The organism is Chitinophaga sp. S165 (genome assembly GCF_003182155.1).
In the GTDB taxonomy this organism is placed as follows: Bacteria; Bacteroidota; Bacteroidia; order Chitinophagales; family Chitinophagaceae; genus Chitinophaga.
Map to the genome: position 1 here is coordinate 616,939 of NZ_QGTG01000002.1, position 19,134 is coordinate 636,072.

The 19,134-nt window shown below is 46.7% G+C and carries 15 protein-coding genes; 8 read left to right on the plus strand and 7 right to left on the minus strand.

What is annotated here, in order from left to right; genetic code table 11:
• Positions 1 to 2,574 (plus strand): DUF3857 domain-containing protein, encoded by a 2,574-nt coding sequence (locus tag C7475_RS10705; RefSeq protein ID WP_110053347.1) that lies wholly within the window; start codon positions 1 to 3, stop codon positions 2,572 to 2,574.
• A 54-nt stretch (positions 2,575 to 2,628) separates the two neighbouring features.
• Here C7475_RS10705 and C7475_RS10710 read toward each other — a convergent pair whose 3' ends face one another.
• From C7475_RS10710 to C7475_RS10725, 4 genes are all read right to left on the minus strand, one after another.
• Entirely contained in the window at positions 2,629 to 2,931 is a 303-nt protein-coding gene (locus tag C7475_RS10710) for a Dabb family protein (protein ID WP_110053348.1), read from the minus strand.
• A gap of 33 nt (positions 2,932 to 2,964) precedes the next feature.
• Positions 2,965 to 4,164, minus strand: a complete 1,200-nt coding sequence (locus C7475_RS10715) for an FtsX-like permease family protein (protein ID WP_110053349.1) — start codon at positions 4,162 to 4,164, stop codon at positions 2,965 to 2,967.
• Entirely contained in the window at positions 4,161 to 4,811 is a 651-nt protein-coding gene (locus tag C7475_RS10720; RefSeq protein WP_158286479.1) for an ATP-binding cassette domain-containing protein, read from the minus strand. Before C7475_RS10720 ends, C7475_RS10715 begins: the two co-directional genes overlap by 4 nt.
• 108 nt (positions 4,812 to 4,919) lie before the next feature.
• Positions 4,920 to 6,680 carry a DUF4836 family protein gene (locus C7475_RS10725; protein WP_158286480.1) on the minus strand — a complete coding sequence of 587 codons (1,761 nt, stop codon included), beginning with the start codon at positions 6,678 to 6,680 and terminating at the stop codon, positions 4,920 to 4,922.
• Positions 6,681 to 6,951: 271 nt separating this feature from the next.
• On the opposite strand from C7475_RS10725, the gene C7475_RS10730 reads away from it, so the two are divergent.
• On the plus strand, positions 6,952 to 7,239 hold the full coding sequence (locus tag C7475_RS10730) for a YciI family protein (protein ID WP_110053352.1): 288 nt from the start codon (positions 6,952 to 6,954) through the stop codon (positions 7,237 to 7,239).
• A gap of 61 nt (positions 7,240 to 7,300) precedes the next feature.
• On the opposite strand, the gene msrB is transcribed toward C7475_RS10730, so the two are convergent.
• Complete coding sequence (gene msrB, locus C7475_RS10735; RefSeq protein WP_110053353.1) at positions 7,301 to 7,768, minus strand: peptide-methionine (R)-S-oxide reductase MsrB; 468 nt, start codon at positions 7,766 to 7,768, stop codon at positions 7,301 to 7,303.
• Between the two features lie 346 nt (positions 7,769 to 8,114).
• Between msrB and mutL the strand changes: the two genes are divergently transcribed.
• Entirely contained in the window at positions 8,115 to 10,004 is a 1,890-nt protein-coding gene (gene mutL, locus C7475_RS10740; RefSeq protein WP_110053354.1) for a DNA mismatch repair endonuclease MutL, read from the plus strand.
• A 3-nt stretch (positions 10,005 to 10,007) separates the two neighbouring features.
• On the opposite strand, the gene C7475_RS10745 is transcribed toward mutL, so the two are convergent.
• Positions 10,008 to 11,477 carry a gluconokinase gene (locus C7475_RS10745; protein WP_110053355.1) on the minus strand — a complete coding sequence of 490 codons (1,470 nt, stop codon included), beginning with the start codon at positions 11,475 to 11,477 and terminating at the stop codon, positions 10,008 to 10,010.
• Positions 11,478 to 11,579: 102 nt separating this feature from the next.
• Between C7475_RS10745 and C7475_RS10750 the strand changes: the two genes are divergently transcribed.
• The 5 genes from C7475_RS10750 (at position 11,580) to C7475_RS10770 (ending at position 17,798) form a co-directional block, all read left to right on the plus strand.
• Entirely contained in the window at positions 11,580 to 13,319 is a 1,740-nt protein-coding gene (locus tag C7475_RS10750; protein WP_110053356.1) for a GMC family oxidoreductase, read from the plus strand.
• A 21-nt stretch (positions 13,320 to 13,340) separates the two neighbouring features.
• Entirely contained in the window at positions 13,341 to 14,027 is a 687-nt protein-coding gene (locus C7475_RS10755; protein ID WP_110053357.1) for a gluconate 2-dehydrogenase subunit 3 family protein, read from the plus strand.
• 71 nt (positions 14,028 to 14,098) lie between these two features.
• Positions 14,099 to 15,547 (plus strand): Gfo/Idh/MocA family protein, encoded by a 1,449-nt coding sequence (locus tag C7475_RS10760; protein ID WP_110053358.1) that lies wholly within the window; start codon positions 14,099 to 14,101, stop codon positions 15,545 to 15,547.
• Between the two features lie 120 nt (positions 15,548 to 15,667).
• Positions 15,668 to 17,041, plus strand: coding sequence for a carboxypeptidase-like regulatory domain-containing protein (locus tag C7475_RS10765; protein WP_110053359.1), 1,374 nt, complete (start codon positions 15,668 to 15,670; stop codon positions 17,039 to 17,041).
• Positions 17,042 to 17,201: 160 nt separating this feature from the next.
• Positions 17,202 to 17,798 carry a hypothetical protein gene (locus C7475_RS10770; protein ID WP_110053360.1) on the plus strand — a complete coding sequence of 199 codons (597 nt, stop codon included), beginning with the start codon at positions 17,202 to 17,204 and terminating at the stop codon, positions 17,796 to 17,798.
• Here the strand turns inward: C7475_RS10770 and C7475_RS10775 are convergent.
• A complete protein-coding gene (locus C7475_RS10775) occupies positions 17,795 to 19,117 on the minus strand; it encodes a D-alanyl-D-alanine carboxypeptidase/D-alanyl-D-alanine-endopeptidase (RefSeq protein WP_158286481.1) in 1,323 nt (440 codons plus the stop codon). The genes C7475_RS10770 and C7475_RS10775 overlap by 4 nt on opposite strands.
• Positions 19,118 to 19,134 lie beyond the last annotated feature (17 nt).

Below are 19,134 nucleotides of genomic sequence, written 5' to 3' on the forward strand. Positions count from 1 at the left end.
ATGTACCGGATACTGCTGCTCATTCCCTTACTCATCTGTTGTTTCTATGCGGGGGCCAATGCTCAGCAAAAAAACTTTTCTGTTACACCAGCCCCCACCTGGCTGGTTCCCTATAAACCGGACCTGCGTCAGCAACCGGATGACCGTGATGTTTCCAATGGCTACTATACACTGCTGCTTGAAGAACAGCAAAATGTAGAGCAATCGGCCGTATACCATCATGTGATCAGGCAGATCGTTTCTGAAGCCGGCATTCAAAATGGCGCTGAAATAACGGCCGACTATGATCCGGTATATGAAAAGCTACATTTTCATAAGATCCTCATCCGGCGTAAAGGGAAAGTGATCAATCAATTACAGGCCTCCAAATTCAGGATACTGCAACAGGAAGATGATCTCTCGAGATTTATTTACAGTGGCTTATACACCGCCTATTTTATCATGGAAGATGTGCGGAAAGGAGATCAGATAGAGTTTGCCTACACCATAGAAGGCAGCAATCCTATTTTCGAACATAAGTTCACCAGCCTGTTCTATCTGAGATCTCCGAATCCAGTTGTCAACTTTCATAAAAGTATTATAGCATCTCCCGACAGGGAGATCCGGTTTAAGACTTTCAACGGCGGCTCCATGCCAGACAGGCAGATGGTGAACGGCATGCAGGTTTACAAGTGGGAGATGACCAATACAGGGTCTATGGAATTAGTTGACGACGTTCCCAGCTGGTTCGATAACTTCCCTGCAGTACAGGCCACGGAATATAAAGACTGGCAGGAAGTGATCCAATGGGGGGACCATGTGAATACGGTACCACCTCCAGGTGCAGCGCTGAAAGCCAAGATCGCAGAATTTAAAAGAGAGGCAGGCAACAACAAGGAGAAATACATGTTGAAGGCCATTCGTTTCGTACAGGACGATATCCGTTATATGGGTATTGAGATGGGCGAATATTCTCATCGTCCCAATACCCCCGACAAGATCTTGCTGCAGCGTTTTGGAGACTGTAAGGATAAGTCGTTACTGTTGGCCACTATCCTGAAAGCTAACGGCATTTACGCCAACATGGCCTACGCGGATACTTACAACAAAGGTCATGTAGCCGACTATCTGCCGGCGCCAGATCTGTTCAATCATGCTATTGTTTATGCAAAGCTGGACAACAAGGAATACTGGATAGATCCGACCATCAGTTATCAGCGGGGAAACCTCTCCATGTTAACCGTACCCGATTACCAGCAGGGCCTTATTATAGATCCTGCGGGAAAGAATGGTTTCACCCCTGTGACAAATACCGGTAGAGATAAGGGTAAGACTGTCATCCATGAACATTTCCAGCTACCGTCCGACAAAAAGAACAAAGGCTCACTGACAGTTAACTCTGTCTTTACCATGCAATATGCTGACGAGCAGCGTGATGGACTGGCCAACACCAGCCGGAAGGATAAAGAAAGCGCTTACCTGAATTACTATAAGAACTTCTACGGCAGCATCAGCATTGATTCTCCAATGCGGGTGACAGATCTTTCTGATAGCAACCGTATAGACGTACGTGAGCGTTATATTCTTCAGTCGCCGTGGAGCACAGACAGTACAAAGCAACATGAGGCGACCTTCGATATGAAGGCGAATATCCTCATAAATGCCTTGCCCGCCAGCGTAGAAGATGACAGGGAGCCTGCGCCGCTGGAATTACGTTATCCTTTTTCACTGGATTACACGATCACGATAGAAATGCCGTCACAGGTAGCTATCGATGAAAAGGAGCTGCATATCAAAAATGACTACTACTCTATTCATTTTGTGCCCACGGTGGCTAACAACGTGGTCACTATGCATTACACGTTTGAAACTTACCAGGACCATATACCGGAAAGTTTCCTTGACACGTATGCCAAAGACAGGGAGCAGATCGAGGAAACGCTCGTATATCCTTTCAGCTGGGACACAAATGAAGGAATACAGGGAGACGTTCCTTCACAGGGATTGAACTGGCTGATCATTGGTCTGGCAGTTTTCTTCACGACGGTATTCGCCCTTCATGCCCTGCGTTTTTCCAGGGTATCTATATTGCCGGTTAACGACAATCTGTACGGCCCGGGCATTCAAGGATGGATCGTATTACTGGCAATCGGCGTATTTACCAATCCACTGCGCATCTTTAGCAACCTGATAAAATCGCCTGTATTCACTAACGGTGTCTGGCTACAGCTTGACAAGGCCGCTAACGCCACACATAACGTTACTGTACTGCAACTGTTGCTGGTGATTGAAATTGCGTGTATCATCGCCCTATTGGTTTACAGTCTGCTGCTGGTATCTCTTTTATATAAGAAACGTGATACATTCCCTAAGGCAATGATCATATTCTTTCTGGCCAACTTCGCCTTTCTCGTGGCAGATAATCTGGCGTGTTACTACATATTTGAAAAGACAAAACTGGAGGATGAGGATGTGAGGGATATGGTAATATCGTTTGTTTCGGCCGCTTTGTGGATACCTTATCTGATCAGGTCAGAACAAGTGAAGGAGACGTTCATTATGCCACATGAGAAAGACATCCCGAACAGGAATTGATATTAAAGAAAACAGGAATTAAGCATAAGTCTTAATTCCTGTTTTCTATTTTTCCTAGATCGTTTCTGAATCGTAGATCAGCACCTTATCCCAAAGGTGTTTGCAGTTCTCCACAAACGCCAGGTGCACAGGGTGTTTCTGATATACATCGTGACCTGCTTCGTCATTGAACACGGTCAGTTCACAGTAGCTGTAACTCCTATCTATTACCGGACGATCAGTAGATGCAGGTTTACCCACATTGAACATTACCAGCGATTCTATCACTTTCAGCGATTGTACGCCTTCTTCAAATTTCTTGATATCAGCTTCTGAAAGACCTGGCTTCAGCCAGAAATTTACGACGTGTACAAACATCTCTATATAATTTAAGTGTATAAAACAATATTGTTAGCTGATGGCGTTAATGTATCTGCTTACACTGCTCCTGTTTACGATATACACCAGTACGATCACCAGTAAAGCTGCACATGCAGTGCCAACAGAAAGCCATTGTGAAATGAACATGTCATGAGTGGCAAGTTTCGCGGAAGCAAACCATTGAAGGGCGGCTACCAGCAGCAATGCTACTATTCCGATCGTAATATACAGCGGAACGAACTGACGCATCAGGTATCGTTGTAACTGACGGGGCGCAGTGCCCAGTGTTACCAGCAACTGTATTTCCTTTTTGCAACTGGCTATTACCAGCTGTATGAACATACTGAATACGACCAATGCAAAGGCCAGCAGGACCAAGCCAAAGAAGCCTATTACAGATACGATCATCTGCACGATCAGTTTTGTTTTACTGTATTTGATCTTATCCTGGTTCGTAGTATATCCTTTCTCTTCCAGGTACTTTGACAGCAAAGGATTGGAAGGGTCTTTCGTTTTGATGATGACACGGGATGGAGCAGCCGCCTGTCCGCTGCCAAACTTACTGTTAGCCCAGTCCATAAAACTGCCGGGAACCAGGAAGGAAGAGATGCGGTCGGAAAAACCGACAATACGACCGGTGAACTCCTGCGTTATCAGTCCCTGGGAAATAGTGACCTTCATCGGTAATGCTTTCACTGTTTCCTGTGAGATCTGTGGCAGGTCCTGGCTTAAAGCAAATCCGAAGTTATAGAGGTTGAGAAAGTCGTTCGGAAGGATGATGGGAATCGTATTATCAGCAGGCGTCCATTTCCATTCATCGTTCTTCACATCAATGAAAGAATCGGGCACTGACTCAAAGAACATATCGGTATAGAAGTGCAGTTCTCCGGGAGCGGCCGCAGTTACTTTATACTGATTGGAAGTAATAAAGCCAAAGGCTTCTGTAAAAGGCTGTTGCTTAAGATCTGCTATTTCAGCGGGTGTGAATTCACTCTTGGCATTCTGCCCCATCATGGCATTCGTGATCTTCTTGTTGATAACCAGGAAGTCCGCACTTTCATTTGCATTCCGCTGGTTATGCAGCAGCTGGTCAAAGTCAGTATGTGCCTGAATAGCGATGAGCAGGAGTATCATAGCAATGCCCAGCCCACCGGCAGCCATGAACAGGCGGGCCTTACCGATGCCGGTCTGTATGATCTTTTTGAGTAACTGGTAGAAGGATGGCATCATAAGTTATAGTGTGTGTCATATACAAACCTGTTATCATTGTCCAGGTCTGTTAAAATGAACCCGGCATTGCGGGCTTTACATTCTTCAGCAATCAGCAAGGCTGCGCGTTGTGCGTTCTCTTCATCAAGATGGCTGAACGGCTCGTCCATGATCAGCCATTGGAAGGGCTGTACCAGTGCCCGGATAATCGCTATGCGCTGGCGTTCTCCGTAAGAGAGCGTTTTGCCGCTCTGGTTCAGTACATGGGTAACATTCAACCGGGCAGCCATTTCCTTTACTTTTTCAGCAGTACAATACGGCGCCGCATTCATGACCCGCTTCAATTCGATATTCTCCAGTGCTGTCAGCTGTTCGAAGACACGCAGGTCCTGGAATATCACGCTTACCTGCTCCTGTCTCATACCGGCAATAGCATCTCTGGAATAACTATCCCAGGTCTTTCCATTCACCAGTACCTGACCTGTATAATCTGTCCTGATGTGGTACAGGTAGTGGACAAGGGTCGTTTTACCGGTGCCGGAAGGTGCTTTTATTTTAGTGAAACCACCTGGGGTGAAGGTGACCTGCCTGTTCCAGATATCGGAGGAACGCTGCATGATCTTATCGCGCAACGGAACAGGCACCAGGTTTTCTAACTGTATCTGCATGTAACTGGTGTTCTTAAAATGATGACCCAATATAGAGCTTTTTCCAAATGAAAATGTCCATGACGGAAGTATAACCGTCATGGACATTAACTATCATTATCTGACAGATCAGTGATTCTCTTCTTCTACAGGAGCAGTCTCTACTACCGGTGCAGCAGCTGTATCGACAGCTACTTCTCTTGCAGCATCTGCTTTCTTCTTCTCTTCCAGGTACTTGGCAGTCTCGGTACCGAGGTTTACCAATTGTACCAGGCTGTTCTCATTTTCATTCTTGAAGTTCAGCACTATTTCAGAATGCTGTGTTTTACCGTCGAAAGATTTACTCAATGCAGTCATATCTTTCAGCAGGTTCTTGAACTTACCGGCCAGTACACGGCCATCAGCAGGGATATCTTCGTCAGGAATGTTGTTAACGATCTTTTCAAAGTTTACGTAAGCACCCATTGGGTTGCCTTTGATCTTGCTTACGAAATCATTGTCCAGACCACCGGCCTTGCCTTTGCCGGCCAGGTATTCCTGCAGTACAGCAGAGTCAGAAGCGCTGGTTACCAGTTTATCAGTAATAGAGATAGCCGGTACACCTGGCAGGTTCTGTTTCATAACATAGTTGTTACCTTCTTTGGTAAAGACGCCTTGTACCATCGGAGAGGACATTACTTTCTCGAAGGCAGCCTTATCTCCTACTTTCATAGCGAATACCCATTTGGACTCTGGTGTAGTAGTTGAATCTCCTTCGATGTATAAGCTTGGCTTTTTCTTCACCTGGAAGTCAGAAGCAACGAATACCAGCTGACCTTTAAAGGCGTTCAGGATATCGTCCAGGGTCAGGCCGGAGCTCTGTAATCCCATGTTAGCAATACCATCCAGACCGGTGCTTTTTACGATATCACCGATCATGCGGAAATCAAAGCCATACACAACGAAACCGGTGATATTCTGTGAAGGATATTTTTCCAGCATTTCAAGGTCAGCTTCCAGATTGCCATATTTCTTATAGATGCCAGCCAGGTCTTTTCCTACGTAGGAAACACCATCCACAACTACTTTACCTTTCTCAAAGTTTACGGCGCCGGTGTAATAGCAACCAGCCAGTAATGTTTTAAGATTAGCCGGCATCATGCCTGCCTGCGCGTTATAGATAGGCTCCGGGTTTACATAAAAACTCAGGTCTGCGTTGTTTTTCAGGAGGTCGCTGAATGCTTCGATAGAGCTGGCTGTTTCATCTTTCTTCAGGTGGAACAGGTGATCTACTTCTGCGATCCAGGGCTGCATATCATCCTCCGCAGTTACGAGGCTAGCCGGCTGGGCACTGTTTGTATCCGTAGCTTCTTCTTCATCATCGCCTGGCACTGGAAGACCACTTGGAGGCAATGCTTTCTGCATAGCATCTCCTTCAATACCTTTCAGGTAGATCACAGTTTCTTTGTTCCATGCAATTACGCCACCCTGTTTGTCTTCAAGAATATACTTAAAGTCGGATTTTGTTTGCAGGGAGAAGTTGCTGACATTTTTCTTCAGGTATTCTTCGAATTTCGAACCATCTTTCAGTCCGCCGGTCAGCGTGATGTAAGACTGGTTTTTACCGTACACTATAGACACGAAAGACTGTGCCTGCAGGTCCAGTCCTGAGTTTTCGATATCTTTCCAAAACTTCTGCGCTTCACTGGCAGTATCTTTTTCCTGTACTGCAGCAAAGAGCTTATCCATTGTTATACCGTTGGTAATCAATTTCTTGCTGATCTGTTTGCTGTTTACGCTAAGTACAAGGCTGGCTGTTTTGGGAATATATTTGCTCTGCTCCGGCACCTTTGAACAGGAGGATAGCAGGATAGCTATAGCTGATACAGCTAGCAAAACCTTTGAAAACATTTTTGTCATAATTAGGGGGATCAAAATTAAAAATGAGTGAATAGGACGCTAAAATACTTCCTTTTTCGTTTACTACCTTATAAAGGCCTTGTATAAATTAATGATTTTATTTATATATTAGCGTTTGGGACGTTTTTGCCGGCTTATACGAGAGGGCTGCGATAAAACATTCATTTCTACGTTATTATTATAAAAATAAAAGCTGCAATAGTTTTATACCTTTGTATAAAGAGGTCAACATGATTATAAATCCTATTATTGAAGAGCTGTTATGTACTTAATCCTTTTGCAATACATCCGTCCGGTAGCTGCCGTAGAGCATTATATGGAGCAACATAGAGCTTTTCTGGAAAAGTTTTATAAGAGCGGGCAATTTATTCTGGCAGGACGCCGTAAGCCCAAGTCCGGAGGGTTGATCATTTGCAAAGCTTCGAGCCGTAAAGAAGTGGAGGCGATCATCGCCGAGGATCCGCTGGACAAATACCAGCTGGCGCTTTATGAGATTATCGAATTCGAGCCAACATCCTATGTTAACGAGTTACAGTCTTATCTTTCGTAGTCAGGGTGCCTGATTACGTATGCTGTTGTTACAGGCACATCCGCAATCAGGCATTTACCAGTTAATGTTTTTCCTTAAAGTTTTTATCGGCTTCTTTGGCTTTCTCGAAGTCGAGTATCACTGAGTTGATGCAATAACGTAATCCTGTAGGAGGAGGACCGTCGTCAAATACGTGTCCCAGGTGTGCCTTACAGCGGCCACACATTACCTCGGTACGATTCATACCATGAGTATTATCAGGTGCATAGATCACGCTTCCCTTGGTAATCGGCTCAAAGAAACTCGGCCATCCACAGCTGCTTTCAAATTTGGCATTTGAAACAAACAGCGGATTACCACAAGCAGCGCAATAATAAGTACCAGCGTCTTTACTGTTCCAGTATTTTCCGGTGAACGCCCATTCGGTGCCTTTTTCCCGTGCTATATTGTATACTTCAGGCGATAAGCGCTCTTTCCATTCGTCATTTGAGAGGCTTACTTTGCTGGTGTCCGTTCTTGAGTATACTTCACTCTTTTTCTGTTCTTCCATAGACTTATTTTTTGGCTCCTGTTGAGAGTAGGTGCAATTGCTAACTAAGATGGAAAGGCTCAAAATTATCAGATTCCTCCAGTTCATGATTAAAATAATTTATGATTAACGTCTTATTAACAAGACTGTCGTGTGAATAAATTATATTCCTACGCCATAAATAAAGATACGAATTGGTGGCTGGTCCGGTTCAGATGCAGGCCAGCAGAAGCATTCATTTAACAATTCTATAGCAACTGTTTTTTATATAGGCATTGTATTCTATACTTCTTTACCCCCACTTTACCCCCATGACCGGTATCAAACATTAAACTTTCCTAACTTTACAGCAAAAGGCACATAATAAGTGGCGGATATCATCAATCTATTACCAGACAACATAGCCAATCAGATAGCAGCAGGGGAAGTGATACAAAGGCCTGCGTCAGCAGTAAAAGAGCTGTTGGAGAATGCCGTGGACGCAGGTGCCTCGGAGATACAGCTCATTATCCGGGATGCCGGTAAGGAATTGGTACAGGTGATCGATAACGGGAAAGGGATGAGTGAAACGGATGCACGCATGTGTTTTGAAAGACATGCTACTTCCAAGATACAGACCATAGACGACCTCTTCTCGATCCGTACAATGGGCTTTCGTGGTGAAGCGCTGGCATCCATTGCAGCTGTTTCACAGGTTGAACTGAAAACACGTCTGCGTGGAGCAGACATTGGCACATACATAGAGATCGACAACAGTGCGGTCAAAAAACAGGAGATCTGCCAGACAGCAGAAGGTACCAGTATCGCAATGAAGAACCTGTTCTTCAACGTTCCTGCCCGCCGGAATTTCCTTAAAAGCAACGCTGCCGAAATGAGGCATATCGTGGATGAATTCATCCGCGTAGCCATGGCTTTTCCACAAGTCCAGTTCACGCTTACGAACAACACACAACAGCTGTTCTACCTGGAAAAAGGCTCCCTGAAACAACGTATTATCTCCATACTTGGCCAACACTATAATGCCCGGCTGGTTTCCGTTAATGAAACCACCGACTATATGGACGTTCACGGCTTTGTCGGTAAGCCGGAAACGGCTAAAAAGACCAGGGGAGATCAGTTCTTCTTTGTGAACAACCGCTTTATCAAAAGCCCGTACCTGCATCATGCTATCATGAATGCTTTCGCGGAAATGATACCGGCGGACAGCTATCCGTTATATGTCCTGTTTATAGATCTTGATCCCGGCCATGTAGATATCAACGTACATCCTACCAAACAGGAAATCAAGTTTGATGATGAGAAGGTGATGTACGCCTTTATACAATCTGCCGTGAAACACGCACTGGCGCAATTCAATATCACGCCTACGCTCGATTTTGAACTGGACCCCGGTATCCAGCAACTGGACGCTGTAAGCAAACCATTCACAGAACAACAACAGGCGAAGTCCGTCAACACCTCTTTGTACAAGAGTTTCACACAGGCTAACCAGGCACACACCATCGATACCAACAACAGCAATCTCAAACACTGGAGAGACCTGTATGATATCGGCAAATCAACTGCTACTACCTATTCTGGCGACGTTATTGGGGGAATGCCTGATGAAACGCCAGTCTCCACTTCCGCTCCTGTCGAAAACCGTCCTTCTGCCGCATCTATGATAGATGAGCGCTGGCAGGATACGACCATCGACCAGAAAGTACCCGTACAGGTACATCAGCAATACATCCTTTCACAGATCAAATCGGGCTTCATCCTGATAGATCAGCAGGCAGCGCACGAGCGTATCCTGTACGAACGCTATCAACGCGCTTTACAGGAAAGTCCCGTACCTACTCAGCAAAGCCTGTTTCCGCAAACATTGCCATTGCTACCGGCAGATGCTGCATTGATCACAGAGATGCTACCAGACCTGCAGGTACTGGGTTATGACCTGGAGCCTTTCGGCAATAATACATTTGTTGTAAGAGGTACTCCGGCCGACATTCAAAGTGGAAATGAGCAAGCCAGTATAGAAGGATTGCTGGAGCAGTTCAAGAACTTCAGCCATGAGCTCAAAATTCCCCGCAGGGAACAATTGATCCGCTCTATGGCACGCAACAATTCTATTCCGGCAGGGAAGTCATTGTCTACCCGCGAGATGCAGAATATCATTGATGAACTGTTTGCCTGCGCAATGCCTAACTCAGCACCGGGAGGCAAGTACACGTATATTTCCTTTAAACTGGCCGATCTGGCTAAGATGTTCGGATGATCTTTACAGGGCAGGGAATATATCTTTCAGCGCTGTATATAACTTTCCATGCACGGCATACGCTTTCTTATAAACATCGGCGTATTCCGGCGCGGGGGAGAAGACCTTTTCTGTAACAGCAGTAAAGCTGGTGTCTATTCCCAGTGCCTGAAAACCGAGACGTACCGCCCCCATGGCAGATGCATCACTTTCCTGGCGCAGGTACATAGGCCGCTGAAATACATCCGACATTAGTTGTACCCATTCCGGTGAATGTGTAAACCCTCCGCTGACAGAGATCTTTTCCACCTTACCAGCGGTTTCTTCCAATGCTTCAGTAATACTAAGCAGTCCGTATGCCATACCTTCCAGTAATGCACGCATAAAGTGCCAGGTTGTATGTTGTGGTTGTACACCTATAAATGCTCCTTTCGCATGTCCATCCCACACTGGCGCGCGTTCACCATGCAGGTACGGCAGGCATAACAACCCTTCGGCGCCGGCTGGTGTACTTAATGCCTGTTGCAAGCCGGCATCCACTTGCAATGGCTTCTCTGTCACTGATTGCAGGAAGGCTTCCAGGTACCATTGTAAAACTACTCCCCCGTTATTGATTGCACCACCGGTTACAAAATGGCCTGGCGTAAGCACATAGGTGAATAATCTGCCCTGCTGATCGGTTAACGGCCGGTCAATAGCCATACGTACAGCCCCACTTGTTCCGATTGTGAGTGTGGCATGTCCTTTATCCAGCGCATTGCTGCCCAGTTGTGCCAGGCAACCATCGCTGGCCCCTGCCACGAAACGGGTACCAGGAGAAAGCCCCAGATCACGGGCTACATTCTCTGATAATCCGTCAATAAAACTATCGCTGCTTACGGCTTCCGGCAGCTGCCCGGGCGTAATACCGGCAACTTCCAGGGAGGCCTGGTTCCAGCTCAATTCATGAATATTAAACAATCCGGTGGCCGACGCAGTGGAATGATCCGTAATATATCTGCCAAAGAAATGATAGAGGATATACTCCTTAATGCCAATAAAACAGCTGGCAGACTGAAAAACCTCGGGCGCCTGCTCTTTCCACCAGATGATCTTACAGAGGGGAGACATTGCATGTACAGGGGTGCCTGTTTGCTGATGTAAGCTGGTGGCGAGAGGGGTACTACGTAAGCGGTCGGCCACTGACTGGCTTCGGTTATCGGCCCAGATGATCAACGGGGTCAACGCCTTACCATTCTTATCCATTGCCATCACGCTGTGCATGGCGGTGCTGAACGATACGGCAGCCGGAGGATCTTTCATGATAGTCGCCACGCTTCGTATGCCGTTCTTTACTGCTTCAAGTATCTGGTCAGGGTCCTGTTCACTATGCCCGGGTTCCGGCTGGTGGATGGGATATTCCTGCTGTGAATGGGCCATCACCTTCCCGTCTTTCCTCACTGCGATCACTTTGGCGCTGCTTGTTCCGAGATCCACTCCTATTATATATTCCATTACTATGATTTTATAACATTCCTTTTATACTTTTTTACTAGTAACCTTAGAAAATAATTTATAGATTTAAAACCACATTAGGTCAAATAAATTATCCACGATATGGCTTTTCAGATCAAACAGAAGGGACCTGTATATGACATTTGCATTGTTGGTTCGGGTGCCGGAGGCGGTATGGCTGCTAAAATTCTTTCTGAAGCCGGTCTTAAAATAGCCCTTTTGGAAGCAGGGCCAAAATATGATCCGGCAGATCCTCAACAAATTACTCAATTAAAATGGCCCGACGCTTCACCACGCAGGGGCGCATCTACAACCCGTCCATTTGGTGATTTCGATGCTGCCTATGGCGGCTGGGAAATTGAAGGGGAACCTTATACAGCGAATGCAGGTACTAAATTCGACTGGTTCCGTTCCCGTATGGTAGGCGGAAGGACCAATCACTGGGGACGTATCTCCCTGCGGTTCGGTCCACGGGATTTCAAGCACAAAAGCTATGATGGTCATGGAGACGACTGGCCACTGAGCTACGAAGATGTGGCGCCTTACTATGACCGTGTCGATAAAATGATCGGTGTATTTGGTACCAAAGAGGGTATTCCCAATGAACCGGACGGCTATTTCCTGCCACCTCCCAAACCGAGGTTGCATGAACTGATGCTGCAAAAGGCGGGAGCAAAACTGAACATACCGGTTATTACAGCCCGTATGTCCATGCTGACCCGCCCGGTGAATAAAGAGCGTGGCGCTTGTTTCTTCTGCGGACAGTGTAACCGCGGCTGCCAGGTATATGCAGACTTCTCCTCTTCTTCCGTGCTGGTAAAACCTGCGATGAAGAGCGGGCATGTAGATCTGTATGATAATGCGATGGCCCGTGAAGTGCTGACCAATAACGAAGGCAAAGCTACCGGAGTTGCTTACGTCGATAAAACTGATCTGCAGGAATACGTGGTACAGGCAAAGGTGGTAATACTTGCAGCAAGCGCCTGCGAGTCCGCCCGTTTGCTACTGAACTCAAAATCGGCACAGCATCCTAACGGATTGGCCAATTCCAGTGGTGTGGTAGGTAAATACCTTCATGACTCCACCGGTTCTTCCCGTGCGGCTTTCCTCCCACACCTGATGGACCATAAACGTTACAATGAAGACGGCGTTGGTGGTATGCACGTATATGTGCCCTGGTGGGAAGATAATAAGAAACTTGACTTCGCCCGTGGCTATCATATTGAATTTGGCGGCGGTATGCGCATGCCTTCCTATGGCGGATTCACCGGCGTTGAACGCTTCAACGGAAAATATCCCGGCAAAGATGGTAAGCTTAAACCGGCAGGTGGCTATGGTGCTTCGCTGAAAGACGACTACCGTCGTTTCTATGGCGCCACCGTTGGCTTTGCAGGCAGAGGAGAATGTATAGCGCGCGAAGACAATTACTGCGAGATAGATCCGAAAGTGGTAGATAAATGGGGTATTCCCGTGCTGCGTTTCAATTATACCTGGAGCGATCATGAGATCAAACAGGCCAAACATATGCAGGATACTTTCGAGCAGCTGATCCATGAAATGGGAGGCACACCGCTCGGTACCAAACCAGGTGCAGAAACAATGTACGGTCTGGAAACACCCGGCAGGATCATTCACGAAGTAGGTACCACCCGTATGGGCGATGATCCTAAACGTTCAGTGCTGAATAAATACAACCAGGCGCATGATGTAAAGAACCTGTTCGTTGTAGATGGAGGTCCGTTTGTGTCACAGGCAGATAAGAACCCTACCTGGACAATCCTGGCCTTATCTATGCGTGCATCAGAATACATCATGGGAGAACTGAAGAAACAAAACATTTAACACGACTTAACTCATCAAGATATGGACAGAAGGGAATCACTCAAAGCGCTGACCATCGGCTCCCTCTCAGTAGGCGCCATTCTAACCGGCTGCGACGATAAAAAGCCGGCAGGAAAGGAAAAAGATGCGGTAGGAAAATTGCCCTCTTACGGCCGTACCGAGCCTGAAGCTGCCAGAGATGCTGCCCTGATGGCAGAAACATTCTTTACTGCCGCAGAGATGAAAACGATCACGGTACTTTCCGACATCATTATTCCGGCAGATGATCGTTCCGGAAGCGCCTCTGAGGCCAAAGTGCCTGAGTTCATTGAATTCATGGCCAAAGACCAGCCACAGTTCAAGCTACCGCTGAGAGGCGGTCTGAAATGGCTGGATGTGCAATGCGCCAAACGTTATAACAACGCCTTTACGGATTGTACCAAACAGCAACAACTGGAGCTGATAGACCAGATCGCCTATCCGGAACAGGTAAAGCCTGATATGGTACAGGGAGCGGCCTTCTTCAGCCTGATGCGCGACCTGACGGCCAATGGGTTCTTCACTAGTCAGGCAGGCATTAAAGACCTTGATTATAAGGGTAATACACCAAATGAGTGGGACGGCGTTCCTGCGGATGTGTTAAAGCACTACGGGCTCGCCTATGATGAAAAACTGCTGCCGCTCTATCTGAAGATGGAGGACAGGAGTAAGATCATGACATGGGATTAATTCCCGCACATAATTTATTAATAATATTTTCTCTCATTTTCTTTTATATTGATCGGTAAATTTTGTTACATATGGTCCAGGAAAAAAATAATCAGGGAAGTCATGAATCCCGTAGATCATTCTTAAAGAACGGCGCCCTGGCGGCAGCCGGCTTTATGATAGTTCCACGTCACGTATTAGGAGGTAAAGGTTTTATCGCTCCAAGCGATCGTTTACGTGTAGCCGGTATCGGTGTAGGTGGTAAAGGTGAAAGCGATCTGTCTGAGATCGCAAAAGGCCCGGCAGACATTACATACCTGTGTGATGTTGATACCCGCAGAGCGGCTAACTCCGTTGCCCGTTTTCCCAAAGCGAAATTCTACAAGGACTTCCGGGAAATGCTGGATAAAGAGCATAAAAATATAGATGCAGTTACCGTTTCCACTCCAGACCACCAGCACGCAGTAGCCGCAATGGCAGCCATGCAACTGGGCAAACACGTGTACGTTCAGAAACCGCTCACCCACGATATCTTCGAGGCGCGTGCATTGACCGCTGCCGCCAAGAAACATAAAGTAGTGACCCAGATGGGTAATCAGGGTGCTTCCGGCGATGGCGTACGCAAGATGATGGAATGGTACAATGCTGGCCTGGTAGGTGATGTTCACACTGTATACTGCTGGACAGACCGTCCGGTATGGCCACAGGGTATTCCATGGTCTTCCATGAAAGCGGAAGTGCCTAAAGAACTCGATTGGGACCTCTGGTTAGGTACTGCTCCTTACAAAGATTACATCGACAAACTGGTTCCCTTCAACTGGCGTGGCTGGTGGGATTATGGTACCGGTGCATTGGGCGACATGGGCTGCCATATCATAGAGCCTCCGTTCCGTATACTTGGCCTGGGTTATCCTAAGTCAGTAGAGTGTAGCGTTGGTAGCGTGTATGTGGATGAGTTCAAACGCGGATATTTCCCCGAGAGCTGTCCTCCGTCTTCTCACGTGATCCTGAAATTTGATGGCAAGAACGGTAAAGAGATCACCCTTCACTGGATGGACGGCGGTATCCAGCCTGAACGTCCGGAAGAACTGGGCCCTAACGAAGTAATGGGCGATGGCGGTAACGGTGCTATCCTTATCGGAGATAAAGGTAAAATGATGTGTGGCACTTATGGTAGAGATCCTCAGTTGTTGCCTACCAGCAAGACCAAAACTGACACTACTAAACAAACCATCGAACGTGTACCGGAAGGGCACTACGTTCAGTGGGTAAATGCAGCTATTGCCGGTTACAATAGCCCGAAGAACAAGATCATCAGCTCTCCGTTCTCTATTGCTGGTCCGCTTACAGAAACACTGTTAATGGCGAACCTGGCGATCAGAAGCTTCGACATCAAGAAAGAGAAGGATGGAAAAACCAGCTACCCGGGCCGTTACATCAAACTGCTGTGGGATAGTAAAGAGATGAAGATCACCAACTTCGACGATGCTAACCAGTTTGTAAAGAGAACTTACCGTCAGGGTTGGAGCCTGGGTGTATAGTCTTTTACAACCAAATAATAATCAAAGGGAAAGGCAGTACTGCCTTTCCCTTTTTCTTTGGAAACCAGTCATTTAAGTGCTATATTTAGTATATGGGCAATAATCCCAGTCCATGTACGTATGCATTTGTTAAGATTGTCCCCAATATTGCCAGCTTTACTGTTGTTACTGACAATAAGCGCCTGTAGAAAAGAACATTCTCAGGAGGGCGCACCTCCTGACCCGGAGCCACCGCCTACAGTAATAGTACAAACCAGTGTAGAAGGCAGGGTGCTTAATGAGCAGTTACAACCGGTACAAAACGCAACAGTAAGCGGCGGAGGGGAAAGCACAACAACAGACGTGAACGGTCACTTTCTGCTGGAAAATGTCGACCTGCCGGATAATGCGGCAGTAATAAGTGTGGAAAAGAACGGCTACTTCAAAGGTTACCGGACGCTCATGGTACGGAAAGATCAGACACAGTATATCCAGGTAGAACTACTGCTCGAGAACCAGGCCGATATCAATGCTGCTACTGGCGATATAATAGCATTTCTACAAGGTACGCTCACCTTTCCGGCTAATGCTGTTCTCTCCGGAGATAATCAGCCTTACAACGGCCAGGTAACAGTACGGTCCATCTATATAGATCCCGAAGGCGGTACCTTTGCCGACCAGATGCCCGGGGACCTCCGCGGCATTGGCACGAACCAGAAAGAAACAGGGCTACGTGCATTCAGCATGATCCTTTTCACTATGGAAGATGGAGCGGGTGCAGCTGTTTTCCCAGATCCCAACAAGCCAGTTGCTGTCCGGATCATGATCCCTTCTGCATTGTCGGCCAGCGCTCCCCAGGAGATTCCCTTATGGCACTTCGACGAGACGACAGGTTTCTGGAAAGAGGAAGGTGTGGCCACCCGTCAGGGTACTGATTATGTAGGCAATGCCACCAAAACCGGATACTGGTTATGCGCTACGACCATCCCACAGATCACATTGACGGCCCAGGTCGTAGACCAGCGGGGATCCGGCGTATCGAATATGCGTGTTACCCTGCTCACTAAAAATAACTTCATACCCACCTATGGATTTACCAACAGGGACGGCATCTATTATGGCAAAGTACCTTCCGGCAACCAGCTGATCATGGTCATTACAAGCAACTGTTCAACCGTGCTCCATCAGCAGGAAATCGGCCCTTTCAATGCAGCTACAGAGATCGACAATATAAGCGTCCCGCTTCCCCAGAATATCACGCTCGTAATTAACGGCAAGGCGAAAGACTGCGATAACTTCAACGTGGTAACGGGGAAGGTGATCGTTAATGTGGATAACCGGAATTATTCAGCTAACATAACACTGGGCAATTTCTCCCTTACTGTTCTGCGTTGTAGCGATCAACCGGCCAATCTTACCTTCATCGCTACAGATGGCCGGATTAACCGGACATCTACTACAACAATGAATGTTACCAGCGGCACGATCACCCCTACACTGGACATCTGTAACTGACATTAATCTGGCAGTCAATAATTTATCTTTGTAACTCCCGTAACTTTTTTTACTACATTTACGGACTTACGATCCTATGCCCCTATACCACTATTAACTATTTCATCCGTATATGCTGTATAGGTTACTATTTTTTACTGGAACTCTGACCATATTGTCTATGTATGCCTGCAAGAAAGAAAAGAGTATAGAAGGGCTTGTGACAGAAACTCATTGTGGCTATTCTCCTTATTCCGACGGATCTTTCTTTAACTATCTGTATACTAACAGCAATGGCGACAGATCAGAATATAGCGTTATGGTAGATGGAGACACAACTATTAACGGACAACAGTATTCAGTTCTCTACGATGGTAGCGCGAACCAGTTTATCCGTTGTAATAACGGCAGTTATTTCCTGTATGAGCAGGAGCTGACTTTACCTGGTTATCAGCTGGAACCCGGCGACCGGTTATTTCTACGCGACAACTATACCACCGGGGCAAGCTGGGAAGATACTGTGTCTGTTACCATTTCAGGAGTAGCACAAAAGGGATTATTACAGTATCATATACTGCAGCAACAAGCTGTTCATACCGTAATGGGTAAGGAATATAAAAATGTTATTGTTATACGGCAGGATGCCGCCATTTTAGCCGGAGAGACCGTATTTCCCGCCGGAACTATTGCAACCTACTATTATGCTTTGGGAGTAGGACATATAGAAACCGATTCTCCTACTGACACTATCCGTTTGCTGAACTATGCGATCCGTTAATATTTTTCCCATACCTGGGTCAGGAAACGCTCTACCGTTCTTCTTACGTTTGTTGCGCTGTTGTTATGGTTATTGACCAATACACTGAATACAAGCGTCTTATTCTTCTTCGTTACAAGATAGCCGCTCAATGCAACGCAGCCGGACAATGTACCCGTCTTGGCATGTACAAACTGTTGCTTGTAATAATTCTTCAGCGTGCCTTTTCCACCTGTCGGGAACAGGGCATACAGTCTTTCTGAAGGATATGTTTTATACATATCGGAGAGCACACTTACAAAATTGCGGGGCGTGAACAGATTATATCTTGACAGGCCGGAGCCGTCTACCCATTTAGGGGTATCTGGCAAATTAGCCAGAAAGCTTTTTTCCATAAAGGCAATGGTACGCTCAGTACTGATCGTATCCCATAGCCGGGCCGCACACATCATCAGCGTCTGCTCAGCAAAGAAGTTATCACTACGGTGCATCATAGGCTGGAACAGGGAATCTGCGGGAATGCCTTTCAACAGCGTAAAGTTCCCCTGTGGCAAGGTAGCAGGATCTGACAGTACTGTAACTGTTTTATGCAGGGTGTCCTGCAAACGATAAGCAAGATCGGACGCATGGCCTGTAATAAAAGGGACTTCCGCTTCCTGTACACTTTTATCATTACCATTGTAGGTCAGTGAAAAGCGGTTGCTTCGCTCATCTCTTTCAGCAAGCAATTCTTCCAACATATCGTCCCTACGGTACGTGAAATGTGCAGTATCACTGAACATGCGGGGAGAGATCACTGTTGAATCGCCATGATGACGGATGCGGGCAACGTTGCCATACATGGGCCATTCATTCAGTTCGGGTTGATAATAATCAGCATAGTCGCTCCAGGCCCATCCTCGTCCGAAACGTTTATTTTCTGACACTGCCGGCACTATTGCAATACGCTTCGAAGTATTCTGCAGCAACTGCCATGCAGGTTGTGAAGTATAGTCAGGATGCAGGAACGCTGGATCTGCAGTACCTTTTACGTACAACACAGAATCTGTTTCCAGGTATCGCAGTGCGGGCAATGAATCTCCTAACAGACGTAAGGCGGTATACAGCGTGAATATTTTGGTGTTAGATGCAGGTGTGAAATATCGATTGTCCTGATAGCTATACCAGTACTTGCCTGTGGCAGGTTCATAGATACAGATACCTGTATGGGCCTGACGTAAAGCTGGGCTTGTCAGCAATTCTTCTTCCGCCCATTTTTTGATCTGGCCATATTGTGCGAAGGTTGTCTGTGTAGTGAGGAACAGCAGACAAGCGGATAAAACAATCTTCAGTAGTCTCATATGCATCCTATAAAGAG

Bases quoted from the DNA above. Each gene is read 5' to 3' on its own strand.
- C7475_RS10705 (WP_110053347.1), top strand. From the start codon at position 1: ATGTACCGGATACTGCTGCTCATTCCCTTACTCATCTGTTGTTTCTAT.
- C7475_RS10710 (WP_110053348.1), bottom strand. From the start codon at position 2,931: ATGTTTGTACACGTCGTAAATTTCTGGCTGAAGCCAGGTCTTTCAGAA.
- C7475_RS10715 (WP_110053349.1), bottom strand. From the start codon at position 4,164: ATGATGCCATCCTTCTACCAGTTACTCAAAAAGATCATACAGACCGGC.
- C7475_RS10720 (WP_158286479.1), bottom strand. From the start codon at position 4,811: ATGCAGATACAGTTAGAAAACCTGGTGCCTGTTCCGTTGCGCGATAAG.
- C7475_RS10725 (WP_158286480.1), bottom strand. From the start codon at position 6,680: ATGTTTTCAAAGGTTTTGCTAGCTGTATCAGCTATAGCTATCCTGCTA.
- C7475_RS10730 (WP_110053352.1), top strand. From the start codon at position 6,952: ATGTACTTAATCCTTTTGCAATACATCCGTCCGGTAGCTGCCGTAGAG.
- msrB (WP_110053353.1), bottom strand. From the start codon at position 7,768: ATGGAAGAACAGAAAAAGAGTGAAGTATACTCAAGAACGGACACCAGC.
- C7475_RS10745 (WP_110053355.1), bottom strand. From the start codon at position 11,477: ATGGAATATATAATAGGAGTGGATCTCGGAACAAGCAGCGCCAAAGTG.
- C7475_RS10750 (WP_110053356.1), top strand. From the start codon at position 11,580: ATGGCTTTTCAGATCAAACAGAAGGGACCTGTATATGACATTTGCATT.
- C7475_RS10755 (WP_110053357.1), top strand. From the start codon at position 13,341: ATGGACAGAAGGGAATCACTCAAAGCGCTGACCATCGGCTCCCTCTCA.
- C7475_RS10760 (WP_110053358.1), top strand. From the start codon at position 14,099: ATGGTCCAGGAAAAAAATAATCAGGGAAGTCATGAATCCCGTAGATCA.
- C7475_RS10765 (WP_110053359.1), top strand. From the start codon at position 15,668: ATGCATTTGTTAAGATTGTCCCCAATATTGCCAGCTTTACTGTTGTTA.
- C7475_RS10770 (WP_110053360.1), top strand. From the start codon at position 17,202: ATGTATGCCTGCAAGAAAGAAAAGAGTATAGAAGGGCTTGTGACAGAA.
- C7475_RS10775 (WP_158286481.1), bottom strand. From the start codon at position 19,117: ATGAGACTACTGAAGATTGTTTTATCCGCTTGTCTGCTGTTCCTCACT.